The 18,943-nt window shown below is 66.2% G+C and carries 15 protein-coding genes; 9 read left to right on the plus strand and 6 right to left on the minus strand.

The features are described from left to right. The first annotated feature begins 13 nt into the window (after positions 1–13). From hemQ to hemL, 6 genes are read left to right on the plus strand one after another with little or no spacing between them, the layout of a single operon-like run. The gene (gene hemQ / locus C501_RS0104580; protein ID WP_026174608.1) at positions 14–748 is read left to right on the plus strand and encodes a hydrogen peroxide-dependent heme synthase; all 735 of its coding nucleotides are present in this window, start codon (positions 14–16) and stop codon (positions 746–748) included. Positions 749–762: 14 nt separating this feature from the next. Then, on the plus strand, positions 763–2,016 hold the full coding sequence (locus tag C501_RS0104585) for a ferrochelatase (protein WP_018134458.1): 1,254 nt from the start codon (positions 763–765) through the stop codon (positions 2,014–2,016). Next, the gene (hemC, locus tag C501_RS0104590; protein WP_018134459.1) at positions 2,003–2,992 is read left to right on the plus strand and encodes a hydroxymethylbilane synthase; all 990 of its coding nucleotides are present in this window, start codon (positions 2,003–2,005) and stop codon (positions 2,990–2,992) included. The genes C501_RS0104585 and hemC overlap by 14 nt, the downstream gene beginning before the upstream one ends. Further along, positions 2,989–3,888 (plus strand): uroporphyrinogen-III synthase, encoded by a 900-nt coding sequence (locus tag C501_RS12530; protein WP_245532408.1) that lies wholly within the window; start codon positions 2,989–2,991, stop codon positions 3,886–3,888. The genes hemC and C501_RS12530 overlap by 4 nt, the downstream gene beginning before the upstream one ends. Before the next feature lie 47 nt (positions 3,889–3,935). Next, positions 3,936–4,934 (plus strand): porphobilinogen synthase, encoded by a 999-nt coding sequence (hemB, locus tag C501_RS0104600; RefSeq protein WP_018134461.1) that lies wholly within the window; start codon positions 3,936–3,938, stop codon positions 4,932–4,934. Positions 4,935–4,977: 43 nt separating this feature from the next. Further along, a complete protein-coding gene (hemL, locus tag C501_RS0104605) occupies positions 4,978–6,288 on the plus strand; it encodes a glutamate-1-semialdehyde 2,1-aminomutase (RefSeq protein ID WP_018134462.1) in 1,311 nt (436 codons plus the stop codon). Between the two features lie 84 nt (positions 6,289–6,372). Here the strand turns inward: hemL and C501_RS0104610 are convergent, their stop codons facing one another. The 5 genes from C501_RS0104610 to C501_RS0104630 form a co-directional block, all read right to left on the minus strand. Beyond that, a complete protein-coding gene (locus C501_RS0104610) occupies positions 6,373–6,900 on the minus strand; it encodes a GNAT family N-acetyltransferase (RefSeq protein WP_245532409.1) in 528 nt (175 codons plus the stop codon). A gap of 46 nt (positions 6,901–6,946) precedes the next feature. Next, positions 6,947–7,714 carry an amino acid ABC transporter ATP-binding protein gene (locus C501_RS0104615; RefSeq protein ID WP_018134464.1) on the minus strand — a complete coding sequence of 256 codons (768 nt, stop codon included), beginning with the start codon at positions 7,712–7,714 and terminating at the stop codon, positions 6,947–6,949. Next, positions 7,711–8,406 (minus strand): amino acid ABC transporter permease, encoded by a 696-nt coding sequence (locus tag C501_RS0104620; RefSeq protein ID WP_051064472.1) that lies wholly within the window; start codon positions 8,404–8,406, stop codon positions 7,711–7,713. Before C501_RS0104620 ends, C501_RS0104615 begins: the two co-directional genes overlap by 4 nt. 125 nt (positions 8,407–8,531) lie before the next feature. Continuing rightward, complete coding sequence (locus C501_RS0104625; protein ID WP_018134466.1) at positions 8,532–9,455, minus strand: ABC transporter substrate-binding protein; 924 nt, start codon at positions 9,453–9,455, stop codon at positions 8,532–8,534. A 230-nt stretch (positions 9,456–9,685) separates the two neighbouring features. After that, complete coding sequence (locus C501_RS0104630) at positions 9,686–10,462, minus strand: 3'-5' exonuclease (protein ID WP_083906543.1); 777 nt, start codon at positions 10,460–10,462, stop codon at positions 9,686–9,688. Between the two features lie 74 nt (positions 10,463–10,536). Here C501_RS0104630 and C501_RS0104635 point away from each other — a divergent pair, with 74 nt between their 5' ends. The 3 genes from C501_RS0104635 (at position 10,537) to C501_RS12535 (ending at position 17,770) form a co-directional block, all read left to right on the plus strand. Continuing rightward, complete coding sequence (locus C501_RS0104635; protein ID WP_018134468.1) at positions 10,537–10,941, plus strand: MGMT family protein; 405 nt, start codon at positions 10,537–10,539, stop codon at positions 10,939–10,941. Positions 10,942–11,024: 83 nt separating this feature from the next. Beyond that, a complete protein-coding gene (locus C501_RS0104640) occupies positions 11,025–14,405 on the plus strand; it encodes an ATP-dependent helicase (protein ID WP_018134469.1) in 3,381 nt (1,126 codons plus the stop codon). Next, complete coding sequence (locus C501_RS12535) at positions 14,402–17,770, plus strand: ATP-dependent helicase (RefSeq protein ID WP_018134470.1); 3,369 nt, start codon at positions 14,402–14,404, stop codon at positions 17,768–17,770. Before C501_RS0104640 ends, C501_RS12535 begins: the two co-directional genes overlap by 4 nt. Here the strand turns inward: C501_RS12535 and C501_RS12540 are convergent. Continuing rightward, entirely contained in the window at positions 17,761–18,918 is a 1,158-nt protein-coding gene (locus C501_RS12540) for a macrolide 2'-phosphotransferase (RefSeq protein WP_018134471.1), read from the minus strand. The genes C501_RS12535 and C501_RS12540 overlap by 10 nt on opposite strands. Between the last annotated feature and the right edge of the window lie 25 nt (positions 18,919–18,943).

Below are 18,943 nucleotides of genomic sequence, written 5' to 3' on the forward strand. Positions count from 1 at the left end.
CAGGCAGTTCATCATGAATGACACGTCGAACGAAACCGTCAGCAGAAGCTCGGGAGAAGGTGCTGACTTCCCCCGCGGCGCAGACCCGGCGCAGACCCCTTACACGCTGTGGACAGTATTCCGGCGTACCGGCAGACCCCCGGTGGGAGCCGATCAGGTAGCGTCCTTCGAAAACTTAGCCGCAGAGCTCGCCAGCCGGGACGTCACCCTGCGCGGCGCCTACGACGTCTCGGCCATGCGGGAGGGCGCGGACATCATGCTCTGGCTGGTCGGCCCAGACGCCGAGGGGCTGCAGCAGGCGATCCGCGAGATCCGCCGCAGTGAGCTCTTCAGCAACACCGAGATCACCTGGTCCGCCATGGGCGTGCACCGGGAAGCGGAATTCGCCAAAGACCACATTCCCACCTTCATGCGCCCCGGATTCGACGCCAAGCAGTGGCTCTGCGTCTACCCCTTCGTGCGCTCCTACGAGTGGTACATCCTGCCTGCTGAAGAACGCGGCCAGATGCTCCGCCAGCACGGAATGCTCGGCAGGGAGTTCCCCACGGTGATGGCCAATACCGTCTCCTCCTTCGCACTCGGCGACTGGGAGTGGCTGCTCGGGCTGGAAGCCGATGAGCTCACCGACCTCGTGGATCTTATGCGCCACCTGCGCGCCACCGATGCCCGGATGCACGTCCGTGAAGAAGTCCCCTTCTACACCGGCAGGCGCGTCGACGCCGCTGGGATCGCCGAGGTACTGCGATGAATGCTCCGCACGGTATGAGCGCCATGATCAGCACCGCGAAGAACCTGGTGACCGAACGCGGGCGGATGGCCCCTAAGCCTTATGACGCGGTCTTGCTGGCGTCCTTCGGCGGCCCGGAAGGGCAGGAGGACGTGATCCCCTTCCTCCGCAATGTCACCCGTGGCCGGGGAATTCCGGATGAGCGGCTCGAAGAGGTCTCCCATCACTACCGCGCATTCGGCGGAATCAGCCCTATCAACGATCAGAATCGTGCGCTCAAAGCCTCCCTCGAAGCCGAGCTGGCAACCCGCGGCATCGACTTGCCGGTGCTCTGGGGAAACCGCAACTGGGCCCCTTACATCCCGGAAGTGCTGCAGGAAGCCTACGCTGCTGGACACCGGCGCATCCTGGTGCTGACGACCAGCGCGTACTCCTGCTACTCCTCCTGCCGGCAGTACCGGGAAGATTTCGGTATAGCCCTGACCGAGACCGGCCTGGACGGCAAGCTGGAAGTCGACAAGGTCCGCCAGTATTTCGACCACCCGGGCTTCGTCGAGCCTTTCATCGAAGGCGCCGCCGAGGGTCTCGCGAAGATCCGTGCCGAGCTGGCGGACAGCACTGAAGACACCGCAGCCGCCAAGACCCACGTCGTCTTCGCGACGCACTCCATCCCGACCCGGGATTCCGAGGCCTCCGGAAACTCACCGGATGAACCGCGGGAATTCGAGCAGGATTCAGCCTATGTGGCCCAGCACCTAGCGACCGCAGAAGCGATCATGCAGCAGGTGGACCCGGAGGCCGACTGGTCGCTCGTGTACCAGTCCCGCTCCGGGGCTCCGCATGTGCCGTGGTTGGAACCGGATATCAACGACGCCCTGACCGAACTGGCCGGCAACGGAGTACGCGGTGTCGTCGTGGTTCCGCTCGGTTTCGTCAGCGATCATATGGAAGTCGCCTGGGATCTCGATACCGAGGCCAAGGACACTGCCGAAGATCTCGGGCTGGCGTTCATCCGGGTGCCGACTCCGGGGACTCACCACCTCTTTGTGAAGGGCCTGGTGGATCTGATCAGCGAGCGAACCATCTTCGCGGCGGCAGCGGATGGCAGCCCGCAGCCGCAGACCATCCTGGACCGGCCGGCGGTGACCGGGCTAGGGCCTTGGTACGACGTCTGCCGGCCAGATTGCTGCACCAACTTCCGCGGCGAGAAGCCGACGATTTCCGGTGCGGACACGACGGTGGGCACGGTCTCTGCTGATGCCTCCGGCGCAGAAGGTGGCGAAAGCTGAGGTGAGTGTGGAAGATTCAGCGCAGCCCGGATACCGGCTGGGCACACGAGGCTCTGCCCTGGCCCGGACCCAGTCTGGGCAGGTCGCTGAACAGCTCAGCGCCATCGGCGGCTTTCCGGTGGGCCTGGTGACGATCCGCACCGACGGGGATATCCTGACCGGCCCGCTGTCCCAGCTGGCCAGAGAGCACAGCACCGGGGTCTTCGTGACCGCGCTGCGCGATGCGCTCAGCAGCGGGGAGGTAGACCTTGCGGTGCACTCGCTCAAGGATCTGCCGACGGCTGCCGCACCCGGCCTGCAGATCGCGGCGATTCCGCCCCGTGCGGACTCCCGTGACGCACTGTGCTGCGCCCCCGGGCCGGACGGAACGACTCCGAGCGGGCTGGCCGAGCTGCCGGAAGGGGCCACCGTGGGCACCGGCTCGCCTCGGCGAGCCGCGCAGCTGGGCGCGCTCCGACCGGACCTCGAGATCGTGGATATCCGCGGGAACATCGACACCAGGCTGGGCCGGCTCTCCCCGGAGGCGGAAAAGCCACTTGACGCCGTGGTGCTCGCTGCCGCCGGGCTCGAGCGCATCGGCCGCACCGAAGCGGTCACCGAGTTCTTCGAACCGGACACCATGCTCCCGGCCCCCGGGCAGGGCGCGCTCGCTGTAGAAATCAGCCAGGAACCCGGTGTTCCGGCCGATCTGCAGTCGGCGCTGATGGCCCTTGACGACACCGATACCCGGCTCGCCGTGACCGCGGAACGGGCTCTGCTGGCGCGGCTCGAAGCCGGCTGCTCCGCCCCGGTAGGCGCCCTAGGGTGCAGGCAGGGGAGCACGCTCCGTTTAGAAGCCTGCGTGGTCTCTGTCGATGGCAGCACCTCGATCCGGATGGCCCGGGCCACGGACGGTCTGACCGAGGTCGGTGCCACCCTGCTGGGGATCGAGCTGGCCGAGGCGATGCTGGCCGATGGGGCCGCGGAGCTGCTGTGAATCCCAGCCCACCAGTGGTCGCAGCGGCAGCGCCGCTCACCGGGCAGAAAGTCATCGTGACGCGCAGCCCGGACCGGGCCGGTGCGCTGGTGCACGCCTTGCGTGAGGCCGGTGCGGAGCCGTTGCTCCTGCCCCTGATCGATTTCGAAGCGGTGGATTTCTCCTGCGCTGATCTGGCCGAGGGTCTGTACGACTGGCTCGTGGTCTCCTCGATCACCACGATCAGGGCGCTCAAGGCAGCAGCCCGGGCCGCGGGGCATCCTGGCCTGGCCGAAGCGATTCCCGCTCAGACCAAAGTGGCGACGATCGGCCCGTCATCACGGGCTGCGCTTGAGGCCGAAGGTGTCCCGGTGGCCCTGGCTCCGGAAGGCGAGCAGTCGGCCGCGGGCCTCGCCTCGGTGCTGCCACGGCTCGATGAGCAGCGGGTCTGGCTCCCACAATCGGACCTGGCCGGCTCCCTGCTGGCCCGGAAACTGGAAGAAGCCGGTGCCCAGCTCACCACGACGATCGTCTACCGCACCGTGGATTACCCGGCGCAGCACCGGCTGGAGGAGCCGCTAGCGGTCTCGACGGCCGCCGCTGAGCCGCCCGCTGCGATGCTGAGCGCGGAACAAGCCAGGGAGCTCATCGCCCAGGGGGCGCTGTCCGCGGTGATCGCGGCTTCGCCGAGTGCCGCAGAACGGATCGCGGACCAGCTCGCCCCGCTTCAGGCTGTTAGCCCGGACGGCAGTACCCAGACGACTCGCTTCATCGCCATCGGCGGCCCGACGAGCCGTGCGGCAGCCGCACGGGGTCTGGACGTCGCCGCAGTCGCCGTGGAACCCACCCCGGCCGGTATCGTCGCTGCGCTAAAAGCCGTCACCGCCACCCAAACCGCACTCTGCCCGCCCGGATAAGGACGATCATGACTCATTCCCCGGATCCTTCTGCTGTCCCTTCTAATATGTTCCCGAAGCAGTTCCCGAAGCAGTTCCCGATGCATCGCCCGCGCCGGCTACGCCGCACCCCGGCGCTGCGCCGTCTGGCCAGGGAGCACCGGGTGCATCCGGCAGACCTCATCCTGCCGCTTTTCGTCAGAGAAGGGCTCAGCCAACCGCAGCCCATCAGCTCCATGCCAGGGGTGGTTCAGCACAGTTCCGAGAGCCTGCTGCGCGCCGTCGCGCAGGCCGCTGAACTGGGGCTGGGCGGTGTCATGCTCTTCGGCGTGCCGCAGCAGCGCGATGCCACCGGCAGCGCGGGCCTTGCGGAAGACGGAATCCTTAACCGCTCACTGCGCGAGGTACGGGCTGAGGTCGGTGAGCAGATCGTGGTGATGAGCGATCTCTGCCTGGATGAGTTCACCGATCACGGACATTGCGGGGTTCTGGACGAATCCGGGCACGTGGACAATGACGCCACCCTCGACCTCTACGCCCAGATGGCCGTGGCCCAGGCGCAGGCCGGGGCGCAGATACTCGGCCCGTCCGGCATGATGGACGGCCAGGTAGCGGTGATCCGGCAGGCCCTCGACGCCGCTGGGTTCAACGAGGTTGGGGTGTTGGCGTATGCGGCCAAATACGCTTCCGCGTTCTACGGGCCGTTCCGGGAGGCGGTGGATTCGCAGCTCACGGGCGACCGGCGCAGCTATCAGATGGATGCCGCCAATCGGCGGGAAGCCATCCGGGAGGTTGAGCTGGACCTCGCGGAGGGCGCCGATATGGTCATGGTCAAACCGGCCCTGGGCTATTTGGACATCGTGGCCGATATCGCCGCGATGTCCCCGGTCCCGGTAGCCGCTTATCAGATCTCCGGAGAGTATTCGATGATCGAAGCCGCGGCGGCCAACGGCTGGATCGACCGGCGCTCGGCGATCGAGGAGTCGGTGCTGAGCATCAAGCGGGCTGGAGCGGAGAGCATCCTGACCTATTGGGCCGCGGAGCTGGCCACCTGGTTGCGGGACTGAGAAGCTGGTAGCGGGGAAATTCAGAGGGTATCAGAGGGGAAGAATGAGCAATCAGGAACTTTTCGAGCGCGCACAGAACCTGCTTCCCGGGGGTGTGAACTCCCCGGTGCGGGCTTTCGGGTCGGTAGGCGGTACGCCGCGGTTCATGACCTCCGCTCACGGGCCGTACCTCACCGATGCCGACGGCCGGGAGTACGTCGACCTGGTCTGCTCCTGGGGGCCCGCCTTGCTCGGTCATGCCCACCCTGAGGTGCTGGAAGCGGTGCATCGGGCGGTGAACCGCGGGCTCTCCTTCGGAGCGTCCACTCCGGACGAAGCAGCGCTCGCCGCCGAGGTGCAGCGCCGGGTGCCGCCCGTAGAGCGCATCCGGATGGTGTCCACGGGAACCGAAGCCACGATGACGGCGATCCGGCTCGCCCGAGGAGTCACCGGGCGCCCCTTGGTGATCAAATTCGCCGGCTGCTATCACGGCCATGTCGATGCGCTGCTCGCTGCGGCGGGCTCGGGCCTGGCGACTCTGGCGATGCCCGGCTCCGCCGGAGTCACGGAGGCGACGGCTGCGGAGACCCTGGTGCTGCCCTATAACGACCTCGATGCGGTTCGCGCGGCTTTCGCCGAGCATAGCTCCTGGATCGCCGCGGTGATCACCGAGGCTGCCCCCGCGAATATGGGCGTGGTCGCCCCGGATCCCGGATTCAATGCGGGCTTGCGGCAGATCACGAGCGAACACGGGGCCCTGCTGATCTTCGATGAGGTGCTGACCGGCTTCCGAGTCGGCCCCTCAGGGTACTGGGGGCTGGAAGCGGACGCTCAGGATGGCGCCGACGGCTGGGCGCCGGATCTGTTCATTTTCGGCAAGGTCATCGGCGGCGGTTTGCCGACCGCGGCTCTCGGTGGACGTGCCGAGGTGATGGAACAGCTGGCACCGCTCGGGCCGGTGTATCAGGCCGGGACGCTCTCTGGTAACCCGGTGGCGATGGCTGCAGGGCTGGCGACGCTCGAAGCCGTCACGGACGAGGTCTACGCGCAGGTCGACGCACGGTCGGCCGAGCTCTCCGCCGCTTTGTCCGATGCTTTAAACGCTGAAGGAGTATCGCATTCCATCCAGCGCGCCGGGAATCTCTTCTCGGCGGCTTTCGGTACGGCTGAGGTCCGTGACTACGGGCAGGCGCAGTCGCAGGAAGCCTACCGCTATGCTCCCTTCTTCCACAGCATGCTGGAATCCGGGGTGTACCTGCCGCCCTCGGTTTTCGAAGCCTGGTTCCTCTCCGCCGCCCACGATGATGCGGCGATGGAACGGATCATCGACGCTCTTCCGGCGGCAGCGAAGGCCGCTGCGGCGGCACGTCCCTGATCCTTTCCGCTGAGTGGTAGGGTGTGGCGGCTTAGCGGAGCTTTAAGCCGCCACACCCTACCACTCAGCGGAAAGGGGCGGAGCTCAACGGGAGACGTCGAGTTCGTAGATATGCTCCAGACCGTCGTCCGGGTCGATCTGTTCGCCGTTGCGGTGGAAATCGAAAGGCCTGATCACGGCGAGCGAGGCAGCGTTATCCGGCCGGATGCATAGCCGCAAGATGCTCACGTCGGGCTCTCGGCGGGCCCGGTCGATCAGTGTGCTCAGCGCACTCCGGGCGTATCCGCGCCGTCGGTGGGCCGGGTCGATCTCGTACCCCGCCTCCAGTAGCCCATCTTCGGGCGGGCCGTGATACCCGGCTCGGCCCACGGGAATTCCATCGGCGATCACGGCTCCGGTTACCCACTCCTGCACAGAGGGGTCAGCGGTGACCTGCACCGTGCGGCGCTTCCAGACCTGGCGCATCGTGGGTGAGACGAAGTACTCGCCGAGAGTAAGCCCGCTCAGCTCCTCCGCTTCGGCGAGGTCGCCTTCTGCCAGCGCGGTCAAGGTGGGCAGACTGAAGTAGTGGATTTCGATGGAGGGCTGGGTGAAAGCAGCGTCGTTGACCACGGCCATAGCCTAGCGCTGCGGCGCGGATGTCAGCTAGAGCACTCAGTTAGAGCACATCGGAGAGGAAACCGCGCAGACGCTCGGTGCGCGGCTCGGTGAAGACCTGCCCCGGATCGCCGGTTTCGACGACCGCGCCGGACTCCATGAACAGCACCTGGTCTGAGACGCTGCGGCAGAAGCCCATCTCATGGGTCACCACCACCATGGTCATCCCGCCTGAGGCCAGCTCGGCCATAAGTGCCAGAATACCTTTGACGAGTTCCGGATCCAGCGCGGAGGTCGCTTCGTCGAAGAACATCACCTCCGGGCGCATAGCCAGCGCTCGCGCGATGGCGACCCGTTGCTGCTGCCCTCCGGAGAGATTGCCCGGCCGGGCCCCGGCGCGATGCTTGAGCCCTACGAGATCGAGCTGCTCCAGGGCCTGCTCCCGGGCTTGCTCCTTGGACAGTTTGCGGATCTTGCGCAGGGCCAGCGCGACATTGTCGAGCACCGTCTTATGCGGGAAGAGATTGAACTGCTGGAAGACCATGCCGATGCGTCGGCGCAGCAGATCCGGATCCTCTGTGAGGACCGAGTGGCCGTCGAGCAGAATATCTCCGGAATCCGGTTCGATGAGCCGGTTGAGCACCCGGAGCAGGGTCGACTTCCCGGAACCGGAAGGCCCGATCACCGAGGTCACACTGCCGCGGGCCACCGAAATGTCGATGCCCCGGAGGACATGGTTCGTACCGAAGGACAGATGCAGCCCTCGGCCTTCCAGACTGCCGCCGGTGAAAGAAGCCGGTGCGGCGCTCGATGCTGATAGTGAACTCATGCGCTGGCCTCCTGCAGCAGGGACGTCTGTTTCTCTTTCCGACCAGCGCGCATCCGCCGGTCCAGGTAATTGACCAGATGCGTCAGTGGAATGGTGAGCAGCAGATAGAGCAACCCGGCTGCGACCACGGGAGAGTAGTTGCCGGAATTCGCCGATGCGTCATTGCCGATCCGGAAGATCTCCCGCTGGCTGGCGAAAAGGCCCAGGAAGAACACGAGTGAGGAATCTTTGATCAGGATGATGAACTGATTCATCAGTGCCGGCAGTACTCGGCGGATGCCCTGCGGGATCACGATGAGCCGCATCGCCGGCCCGTAGCCGAAGCCCAGCGCCCGGGAGGCTTCCATCTGGCCTTTCTCCACGCTTTGAATGCCGGAGCGGAAGATCTCGGCGATATAGGCCGCGGCCATGAGCGAGAGCGCCAGGATTCCGAGCGGGTAGGGGCTACGGCCGAGGATTGGGCTGAGGATGGGCCCCAACCCGATGCCGATGAGGACAATTACCAGGATGGCGGGCAGGCCGCGGAAGACGTCGATGTAGATCCGGGCGATCCAGCGCGGTAGCCAGAACCGGGAGATGCCCATGGCGGCGAGGACGAGCCCCAGAAGAGTGCCGAGGATCCCGGAGGAGATCGCGAAGATCACAGTGTTCGGCAGCCCGACGGTCAGCAGTGCCGGCAGCACCTCGGCCATGGCTTGGCCGTTGAAGAACTGATTGAGGAATTGATCCCAGGAGGAATCCACACGGCATCCTTTCGATGGTCGTGAAGGCGCTTAGGTCGAGGGGGTTGCTGGGCAGAGCGAGAGCGTTGCGGGCATCAGCCCAGGACGGAGGCTTTGCTGCCCGGCTTCCAGTTCTCCGGGGTCTGCCGGTCCGGGTACCATTCCTGAGCCAGCCTGCTCCACGTGCCATCGGCGACCACCGCGTCCAGGGCCGAATTCAGGGCATCGATCAGTGCCTGGTTCTCCGAATTCACGGCATAGGCGGTGAAGTTCTGGGTATTGACGATGCTCTCGGCGATCGCGGTGCCGTCCCCGGGCTTGACCTGCCCGCTGGCCTGCTGCGAAGGAGCCACCCAGGCATCCACCTGGCCGTTCTTCACATTGGCGAACACTGTGTTGTAATCGGGGAACCGCACCGGCTCAATACCCAGGGTGTTGGTCGCGCATTCGTCTTGTACGGTGCCCTGGACGACGCCGATCCGCTGATCGTTCGTGAGATCGCTGAAGCCTTTCATGGGCGAGTCGGTCTTCGCGACGACGGCCATGTAACCGAAGTCGTAGCCATTGGTGAAGCCGACATTCTGCCGGCGCTGATCCGTGGTGGAGATCGAGGAGGAACCGACATCGAACTGCTTGTTCTGCACCTGGGAGAGCAGCGCCGCGAAGTCGGTGGAGACGAATTCGGCCCGGAGCCCGAGCTTCTCAGCCATCGCCTTGAGCAGTTCGTTATCGAAGCCGGTGAAGACACCGTCCTTGATGAAGATATTCGGCGGAGCGTCGGAAAGCGTGCCCACCCGGATGACGCCTTCGCTGCCCAGGCCGAGGGCCGCGGTATCGATTTGGTCCAGGGGCGTAACCTCAGCGGTGGTGTACTTATCCGTTGAGCTCTGGTCCGAGCCGGCGAGAGCCGCCGTGGAGTTGTCGCTGGCAGATTGGCCCGAACCGCAGGCGCTGAGCGTCAGTGCGAGCAGAGCGGCTACCGAAGCAGCCTTGATCCAGGCGAGGGGCGCGTGCTTCATCGGGGCATCTTCTTCCTGAGCGTGTGGTGCCTGCGGCCCGGCGACGAGAAGTGCCCGGCAGGCTGATGAAGAATATTGTGCCACAGCCCCAAAGAGTCAATAAAAAATGAACTTATTGCGTCATAACAATGGTTGCTACGAATTTAATGCTCATTTTGGCGAGATGCTTGGTGTAGGATTCTTCGTTTCCTGAAAGCGCCCGCTGGCGTCCGGGTCACCACCATGTTTCACTAGGCAACCGGCCATGTGCCGTCGATCACAGCATCGCTCTGGCCTTTGCCGCGCAGATAAGCCTGGAAGCTCTCCGCCTGCTCTCGTGCCCAGCCGATCTGCGCCCGGTGAAGTTCCGCAGCGGGTACCCCGAGTTCCGGGTACCTTCCGACCAGCGCCTCGGCGAGTCGGACAGCGGCGAGAGCATCGGCTGCAGAAGTATGCGCTTGTTCCAGCGACACGTGGTATTCAGCGCAGGTGGCACTCAGTGTTCGTTTCCCCGGGCGGAAGCGATCCACCTGCTTATCCAGCACGAAAGGGTCGATCACCGGGAGCGGAGCCGTTGGCGCAACCTGAAATCGAGCGCATTCAGCTGCCATCACGGTGAAGTCATAGGGCGCGTTGAAAGCCACGACGGGAATCCCCCGGCCGAAGAGCCAGCTCAAGGACTCGACGATATGCCGCACGGCTTCTTCGATGGGCTGCCCCTCGGCACGTGCCTGCTCGGTGGTGATGCCGTGGATCTCCGAGGCCTGCTCCGGGATCTCGACGCCCGGATCGACCAGCCAATCCCGGCTGCGGGTGACCTCTCCAGAAGCGTCCAGCAACACGACAGACGCCGTCACAAGACGAGCCTGATGCGGATCCCTCCCCGTGGTCTCCACATCGAAGGCTGCTCGTGGCCCCAGCAGCCAACTCGGTGCGCTGTCCTTTTCTGCGCCAGCATTCTTTGCGTTGCCAGACTGCGCGCCCCCTTGTTCGGCACCGTACGTTCCCGTCGTGTCACTTCCACCCATAGCACCACCATACGCAGTGCATCCGACAGCGCCGGTGCCCGAGGCGGGGTCACGCCGAGGTTAGGCTGGGCAGGATGAACTCCAGTGAAGCCCGGAATCGCTACCGGGATGCCGTGCGGACCCTCGTCGGCCTGATCCCTGCCGGCCGAGTGCTGGCGTATGGCGATATCGCCGAGCTTCTGGGGTTCGGGGGTCCGCGGCAGGTGGGCCGGGTCATGTCTCATTTCGGCGATGGCCTGCCTTGGTGGCGAGTTACCCGGGCGGATGGCAGGCCTGCGGAAGGTCATGACGAACGCGCCCTGGTCCAGTACCGGATCGAGGAGACGCCGCTGCGGTACACGCGGGGCAGCCGGGCCAGCGATATCGATGCTTCATGGCGTGTGGCAATATCCCGGGCGCGCTGGCAGCCTTCGGAACAGGACTGGGCGCGGATCGATGAGCTGGCGGAACTGCTGGCGACTGACGCTGTTGAAGACTGAGGCCGAAGAGTCGGCCGGTGATTGATGCGGCTGGCAGCCCGGCCGCCGGCGACGTTCTGATTTCGTGGGTCTTCGCTGATTGAATGGTTACCGTGGACGGGGTCGAGAAGGTCAAGAAGCGGCAGAAGCCGGGCGGGGTGAAGCGCGGTAGCGCCACCGCTTTGCGCCTGATCCCGCCCCAGCCGGCAGCCCCAGCCCCGGAGCTCGATGCCGATCAGCTCGAGGTCGCAGAAGCGCCCGCCGGGCACGGGCCGATTCTGGTCTGGGGAGCCCCTGGCACGGGCAAATCCACTCTGCTGCTGGAAACAGCAGCGCACCGGGTGGCGCGCGATGGCCTGGACCCCGCCGAAGTACTGTTCCTGGCGCCGAGCCGGGCCGCTGCATCCCGGCTGCGTCAGACCCTGACCTCCCGCCTGGACCGCACGCTCAGTACCTCACCAGTGCGCTCCTGGGCGGCCTATGCTTTCGATGCCTTGCGTCGTGAGCACACGGAGCGCTCGGCCCCCGGCGACCTCGCTGCCGTTCGCAGCGCTCCCCGGCTGATCAGCGGGCCGGAGCAGGATCTGTTCCTCCGGGAGCTGCTTGAAGGGCATCGCTTGGGGCTGGCCCCCGGCCCGCAGTGGCCGGAAGGGTTCGAACTGGCATTGGCCAGCCGGGGGTTCCGCCAGGAGATCCGCCAGCTTTTCGACCGGATCGTGGATTACGGATTGCTCCCGGCTGATCTGCGCGAACTCGCGGTTCGTGCGGAGCGGCCGGAGTGGGCTGCTGCGGCAGAGCTCTTCGCCGAATACCGCGACCTTCTAGAACTGCGCGCCGAAGGCTTCGTGGACCCTGCCGGACTAGTCCGGGAAGCCGCTGATCTGCTCGCCGGTGCGCCGGACTTCCGTGAGCAGGAGCGCTCGCGCTACCGGCTGATTCTGGTCGATGATCTGCAGGAGATCGGCCCGGCAGGCCATGCGCTGCTCAGACTGCTCGGTGCGGGCCAAGACCTCATCGCCACTGCGGCACCGGATGTCGTAGTGCAGGGCTTTCGCGGCGCTCGGCCGGATCTCGTAGGAGATCTGCGGGAAGAGCTGAACGCTGCCGAGGCGGTGTTGAGCCTTTCGCACCGGATGCCGCCGGCTATCGCCGAAGCCTGGGGCCGAGTGGCGGCACGGATCGCGCAGCGTCGCGGCGGGCACAAGGCGCGCAGGCTGGAACCAGTACCAGTACAGGCAGCACAAGCGGACCCTCCACCGGGCAAGGCTTCCTCCGTAGTACTCGGATCGCAGATCCAGGAACGCCGGTTCCTCGCGGAACGACTGCTGCATTTCCATATCGATCAGGGCCGGCCTTTCTCCGAGATGGCAGTGATCGTCCGCTCTGGCTCGCAGGTCGCGGCAGTGGAACGATATTTGAACTCTCAGGGGATTCCGGTTCGGATACCCGTGGCGGAAACCCCTGTGCGCGATGAGCTCGCGGTTCGGCCACTGCTCAACGCTTATCGTGCAGTGCTGAATCTCGGCGGCGCCTCGGCAGAGGCGTCTGAGGAGACCGGGTCTCTCGACGCCGAGGCGGTCACCGAACTGCTGACCTCGCGCATCGGGGGCATGAACTCCTTGCAAGTGCGGCGTCTGCGGCAGCAGCTGCGGCTGGAAGAACTGAGCTCCGGGGGCAGGCGCAGCAGTGATGAGCTCTTAGCAGAGGCCATCTGGCGGCCGGCTCAGCTGAGCCTGTTGAGCACCGAAGGTCGTGCCGCAAGCCGTATCGCGAAAGTCCTGCAGGCGGGGCGTGCCGCAGTGGAAACCCCTGGAGCCAATCCGCAGAGCGTCCTCTGGGCGCTTTGGCAGGCCACCGGCTTGAGCGCAGTGTGGGCCGGCGAGGCGCTTCGCGCTGATGCTCTGGGGCATCGGGCGGATCAGGATCTGGACGCGATGATGGCGCTTTTCGAGAGTGCCGAGCGCTTCACAGAGCGGGCGCCGGCAGCGAGCCCCGCGGCCTTCCTGGCTGATCTGCTGGGCCAGGAACTGCCCATGGATACCCTGGCCCCTCGGGGTCAGAGCGGGGATGCGGTATCCGTGCTCACCCCGGCCAGCGCGGCCGGCAGGCAATGGCCCGTGGTGCTCATCGCGGGCCTGCAAGAGGGGCGATGGCCGGATACCCGGCTGCGCGGGGAACTCCTCGGCAGTCAGTACCTCGTAGAAGTGCTGGAACACGGGGTAGGTGCGGCGCAGCAGATGACGGCCGCGCACCGAATGCGGGAAATCCGCTACGACGAGTTGCGAAGCTTCTCCGCAGCTCTTTCCCGGGCCAGTGAGGTCCTGATCTGCACCGGTGTCTCCGCCGCGGATGAGCAGCCATCATCTTTCCTGGACATCGTGGACCCTTACCAACCAGAACCGGGGCAGCCGGCGGAGCGGCCGGTGACCGAAACCGCCAGACCCAAGAACCTGCGCTCCTTGGTCGCCGAACTGCGGCAGGTGCTGGAATCCCGCTACCTCGAGCTGCCCGCTACTGGGCTGCTAGCTGCGCAATCACCGGTTCGCTCGGGTGAGCCGGAAGCCTCCGAAGCTGCGGCGCTGCTCAGCGCGCTGGCGTCCCGGAACATCGCCGGTGCCGCTCCGGAACATTGGTGGGGGCTGGCCGCGCTGAGCTCCGCCGATCCGATCCTGCCGGAAGACGCCACGGTACCGGTGTCACCCTCCCGGATCGAGACCGCCTTGGCCTCACCGCTGAGCTGGTTCCTGCAAGCAGCCGGTGCCGAAGTCAGCCGAGACCTGGCCCGTAGCATGGGCACGCTGATCCACGCCATCGCCCAGGATCTTCCCGAGGCGAGCCACGAAGACTACCTCGCTGAGCTGGACCGGCGCTGGCCTGAACTGGGGCTTCCCGAGACCTGGATCAGCGCGGCCGATTACGCGAAAGCACGCCGGATGCTCGGTAAACTCGCGGAGTACCTGCGGGTGATGAGCTCGGAGAAAAGACATCTGCTGGCGGTCGAACCGGCTTTCGACGTCGAAGTCCAAGGGCAGCGATTGGCCCGGTTGCGCGGCCGGGTCGACCGTTTGGAGGTCGATGAGCTGGGCCGTCTCGTAGTGATCGACCTGAAAACCGGTAAGAGCAAACCCACCAAGGCGGCAATAGCCCAGCACGAACAGCTCGGGGCGTACCAAGTCGCGGTGAACCAGGGGGCCTTCAGCAGCCTCACCGCGGAGGAATCCGATGCGGGGAAGTCCGGGCAGCCGGCGGCCAGCGGCGGTGCGGCACTAGTGCAACTCGGCGGCGAGACGAAACGCGTCGACGAGCAGCAGCAGCCAGTCCTCGACCCTGCACAGGACTGGATGACCCCGATGATCTCGCAAGCCGCCGTGATCATGTCCGCCGCCGAGTTTGCGGCGGTTCACGATCCGGCCGCAATGGATCGTCGAGGCTGCCCGCTGCCCGATGTCTGCCCGCTGTGCCGTGGACGGCAGGTGACCGAGTGAAGCCTCAACCCACCCCGGAGCAGCAGGCGGTCATCGAAGCGCCTCTGCAGCCGATGCTCGTCATCGCCGGTGCCGGCTCCGGCAAGACCACCACGATGGCTGATCGGGTGGCTCATCTGGTAGCGAGCGGGCAGGTGCGCGCCGAAGAGGTCCTGGGCATCACCTTCACACGCAAAGCCGCGGGAGAGCTGGCGTCCCGGATCCGGCAGAAGCTGCGGCTGTCAGGAAAGGCAGAACCGGCAACCTCGGAGAGCATGCTCAGCGCCGCCCGCGGCGGAGACCCCGCGGAACTCCTGGAACCCACCGTGGCGACGTATCACTCCTACGCGAATTCCCTCGTCTCCGAATACGGGCTGCGGCTCGGAGTGGAGCGCGATGCCGTAGTGATGGGGCAGGCTCAGAGCTGGCAGCTGGCCAGCCGCATCGTGGAATCCTACGACGGTGATCTGAGCGGATATTCCGGCTCGCTGGACACCCTGGTGCGTGCGGTGATCGCAATGGCGGGGGAGAGCGCAGAGCACCTGCGCGCCCCGGAGGAAGTCTCTGCCTGGCTGACGCGGTTCGCGGATCAGTTCGGCGCCTTACCGCACCGGACCGGGCCCGGCAGGGACGCACCCGGGAAAGCGGTCAAGCTGGATGCCCTCTTGCGGCAAAGGGCTCAGGTGGCTGATCTGGTCGCCCGTTATCAGCGGGCCAAAACCCAGCGGAACCTCCTGGATTTCGGGGATCTCGTGGCTCTCGCCGCACGCTTGGCCCAGGAGATTCCCGCGGTGGGCCGTGCTGAACGGGAGAAGTACCGGGTGGTGTTGCTGGACGAATTCCAGGACACCTCTTATGCGCAGCTGGCGCTTTTCGCCGCGCTTTTTTCCGACGGCCACCCGGTGACCGCCGTAGGCGACCCGCATCAGTCCATCTACGGTTTCCGCGGGGCATCAGCTGGGCAGCTGTTCCAGTTTCCGCAGACCTTCCGAACTGTCACCGGGGAACCAGCTCCGGTGCTAGCGCTCACCGTGGCCTGGCGGAATTCCCTGGCCGTTCTAGAGGCTGCGAATACGATGTCGGAGCCGCTCACCCGAGCCGCCCAGCAGCGCGACGACGCCGGCACCTGGCGGAATTCCCTAGCCCCGCTTCAACCGAATCCGTGGGCAGCGGCCGGCGAAGTCGAGCTGGCCCGATACGCTACCGAGGCCGAGGAGGCCGAGGCTGTCGCAGAGCGGATACTCGCCCGGGCTGCAGGCCGGGTTCAGCAGATCCGGGATCCGGCGGATACGACTCCGGCACAGACCAGTTCGGCACAGGCCAGTTCGGCACAGACCAGCGTTGCGGTGCTGTGCCGGCGCCGCAGCCAGATCCCGGCGATACAGCAGGCCCTGGAGGAACGAGGCATCCCCTATGAAGTAGCTGGTCTGGGCGGGCTGCTCGCGACACCCGAGGTCATCGATCTGGTCTCCACTCTGCGCGTGATCTCCGATCCGTCCCGCTCCGATGCGCTCATGAGGCTGCTCAGCGGGGCTCGGTGGCGGATCGGCCCGAGGGACCTCATGGCGCTCGCGGACTTCGCCCAGTCCCTCGGTTCGGCCCGCAGGCAGCGCACTGCGCCGGGGGAGTCGGCGGAGTCGGAATTGGCCGACCAGTCCGATGCGGTGAGCCTCGTCGAGGCGCTTGATGCCCTGGAAGGAAGCAGCTGGCCGCGGCACGACGCGGTGCGCCCGCTCAGCGATGCCGGCCGCGAACGCTTGCTGACGCTGGCTGCTGAATTGCGCGAACTGCGCCGCTTCCTCGGTGACGATCTGCTGGCTACGATCATCGAGGCGGAGCGTGCCATCGGCCTGGATATCGAGCTGGCCGCCAGGCCCGGGCGGGAATTCCACCAGGCCCGGCAGCACCTCGATGCCTTCCAGGAGGTAGCCGCGGTTTTTCTGCACAGCGCGGAGAATGTCGACCTGGCGGCTTTCCTGGCTTGGCTGTCGATAGCTGAAGACGAAGAGGGTGGCCTCGAACCGCTGGCCGTCGAGCCGATGCCCGGTGCCGTGCAGCTGCTCACCGTGCATGCCGCAAAAGGCCTGGAATGGGATGAGGTCTATGTCCCAGGCCTCGCCGCGCAGAGCTTCCCCAGCGACCGGGTGCCCCGCTGGACTTCCGGAGCCGCATCGCTGCCGTGGCCGCTTCGCGGAGACCGGGCGGATCTGCCGCAGTGGCAGCCGGATCAGCTCCCTGAAAGCGACCAGAAATCCTGGCTCGCCTCCTTGGCGGAGTTCGAGGAAGCCGCGGCGGAGCACGCGGTGACGGAGGAGCGTCGTCTGGCGTATGTCGCCTTTACCCGGGCCAGGCAGTACCTGATGCTCAGCTGCGCTGCCTGGGTCGGCACCGCGGCGACGCTGCGGGAACCCTCGCCGTTCCTGACCGAGTTGGTAGAGCGGAAGCAGCCGCCTTCCAGATTCCGGGTGCGGCACTGGAGCGCCGAGGGGGACATTCCGGAGGAGAACCCCGCACGCAGCCTGCCGATCCGCGCGGAGTGGCCCTATGATCCGCTGGCCGGGCCTCGGCTGAGCCGAGGCGATCAGGTGCAACAGCCCGGTCCCGGTCGCCGCCGCGCGCTGGAAGCCGCGGCGCAGCGCGTCGGCCGGGTCGGGCAGCAGAACGCCGGTATGGCATTGGAAGAACTCGTTGCGCAGAGCCCGCGCTGGGGTGCGGAGGTGCAGCGGCTGCTGGAGCGCCGGAACCCGGAGGAGCATCTGGACGTGCAGCTGCCGGGGCACCTTTCGGCTTCCGCCCTGGTCGATCTGAGTGCTGAGCCGGAGAAGATGATTGCGCAGCTGCGCCGCCCCGTGCCGCGCGAGCCGGGGGTCCAGGCGCGGGTGGGTACGGCGTTCCATGGCTGGGTCGAGCAGTTCTATGCGAAAACCGGGCAGCTGGACCTCGACGAGATCCCGGCGGCTGATGACGAGCTCGATGCGGGCCTGGACCTACCGGGGCTGCAGGAGACCTTCCGGAACTCCGTCTGGGCCGCGCAATTGCCTGAGACCGTCGAGGTGCCCGTGGAGACTCGGATTGGGGGCATCGTCGCCAGGGGTCGGATCGACGCGGTTTTCCCCCGTGACGGCGGTGGCTGGTGCGTTGTGGATTGGAAGACCGGGCGCGTGCCGCATCCGGGTGAAGAAGCCCGGCACCGTGCGGTGCAGCTCGCGGTCTACCGGCTGGCTTGGGCCAGGTTGCGCGGTATACCGGTGAGCGATGTGTCAGCCGCGTTCTACTACGTGCAGCAGGACCGGACGGTCTGGCTTGAGGAGCTGGCCGAGGATCTTGCCCGGGCTGGCGATGAATCCGGCTTGGTCGAGATCTTGGAACGCGCTTATCAGGCCTGAGGCTTCTGCGGTTCAGGTTGCTGGGGGTCGTCAGATTCCGGCTGATCTTCGGAGTCCTGCGTGTCCGGCCCCGAGCCTTCGACGGGCTCGTCCGGCGGTTCCGGGGCTGCTGTTTCAGTCTCGGTTTCCGTGGAAGCCAGGGCCCGGCTGTTTTCATCGCTCTGATCGTTATCAGCGGGCGATGCCGTTGTTGTGGTTGAGACTGGAGCCGGTGCCGCCACGATGGGCTCTTCCAGGCTGATGGGTTGGCCGCCGTGTTCGGTGATATCCCGTTCCAGGGTGGCGAGCATCTCTTCGGCTTCGGCGATCATCTGCGCGTTACCGGTGAAGATGCCGCGGACCAGCCATTGGGCCAGGGCGAACTCCGCGGAGAGCGCGGCCCGGCGCAGCAGATGCGGATCCGGGGTGTGCTGCCGGGAGGCGGCGTAGCTTTCCATGACGGTGTCGACGAACGCGCGGTCTTCCAGCGCGGTGAGCCAGGCGAAGTCGTCTGCGGGGTCGCCCACGCGCAGGTCAGTCCACCCGGTGACGGCGATGAGCTTTCGGCCCTGCATCAGCAGATTGTCTTCGTGCAGGTCGCCGTGCACCACGGAAGGGTTGAATCGCCATAGCGTGACGTCTTCGAGGGCGTGCTCCCAGCGGCGCAATAAGGTGGCCGGGATCTTGCCGGTAGTGGCGGCCTGGTCCAGTTCGTTGAGTTTGCGCTGCCGGAATTCGTCGGCGGTGTACACCGGGAGGTCGCTTTCCTGGACGAGCTGCGGTGGTAGGTCGTGGATCGCGGCCATCGCCTGGCCGATCTGCTGGGCGGTTTCCGCGCCGCCGCTGCTGAGCTCTTCGACGGTCTGGTTCTGCCCTGCGAGGTGCGAGTACACGAAGACGGTGAGATCCTCGATCCTGGCGGTTCCGGCTACCGTGGGCAGCAGGAAGGGCAGCTCGGCGCGGACTCCGGCGGTGAAGGCGCGGAGTACTTGGCGCTCGGTTTCCAGCCGGGTGCTGGCCTCGTGGTGCCGGGGTGCGCGGACCCGCCAGCGCCGCTTATCCGCATCGACGAGCACCGCCGAATCGAAGTCGGCGTCATCGGGCTCCGGGCCTACCGCGGTCGGCGCCAGAGTGGGTAGAGCAGCGCTGGCCATCGCGGCCAGATCCATCGGTGTTCTTCTCACCTTTCCACCG

This window comes from Acaricomes phytoseiuli DSM 14247, from assembly GCF_000376245.1.
GTDB classification, from domain to species: Bacteria; Actinomycetota; Actinomycetes; order Actinomycetales; family Micrococcaceae; genus Renibacterium; species Renibacterium phytoseiuli.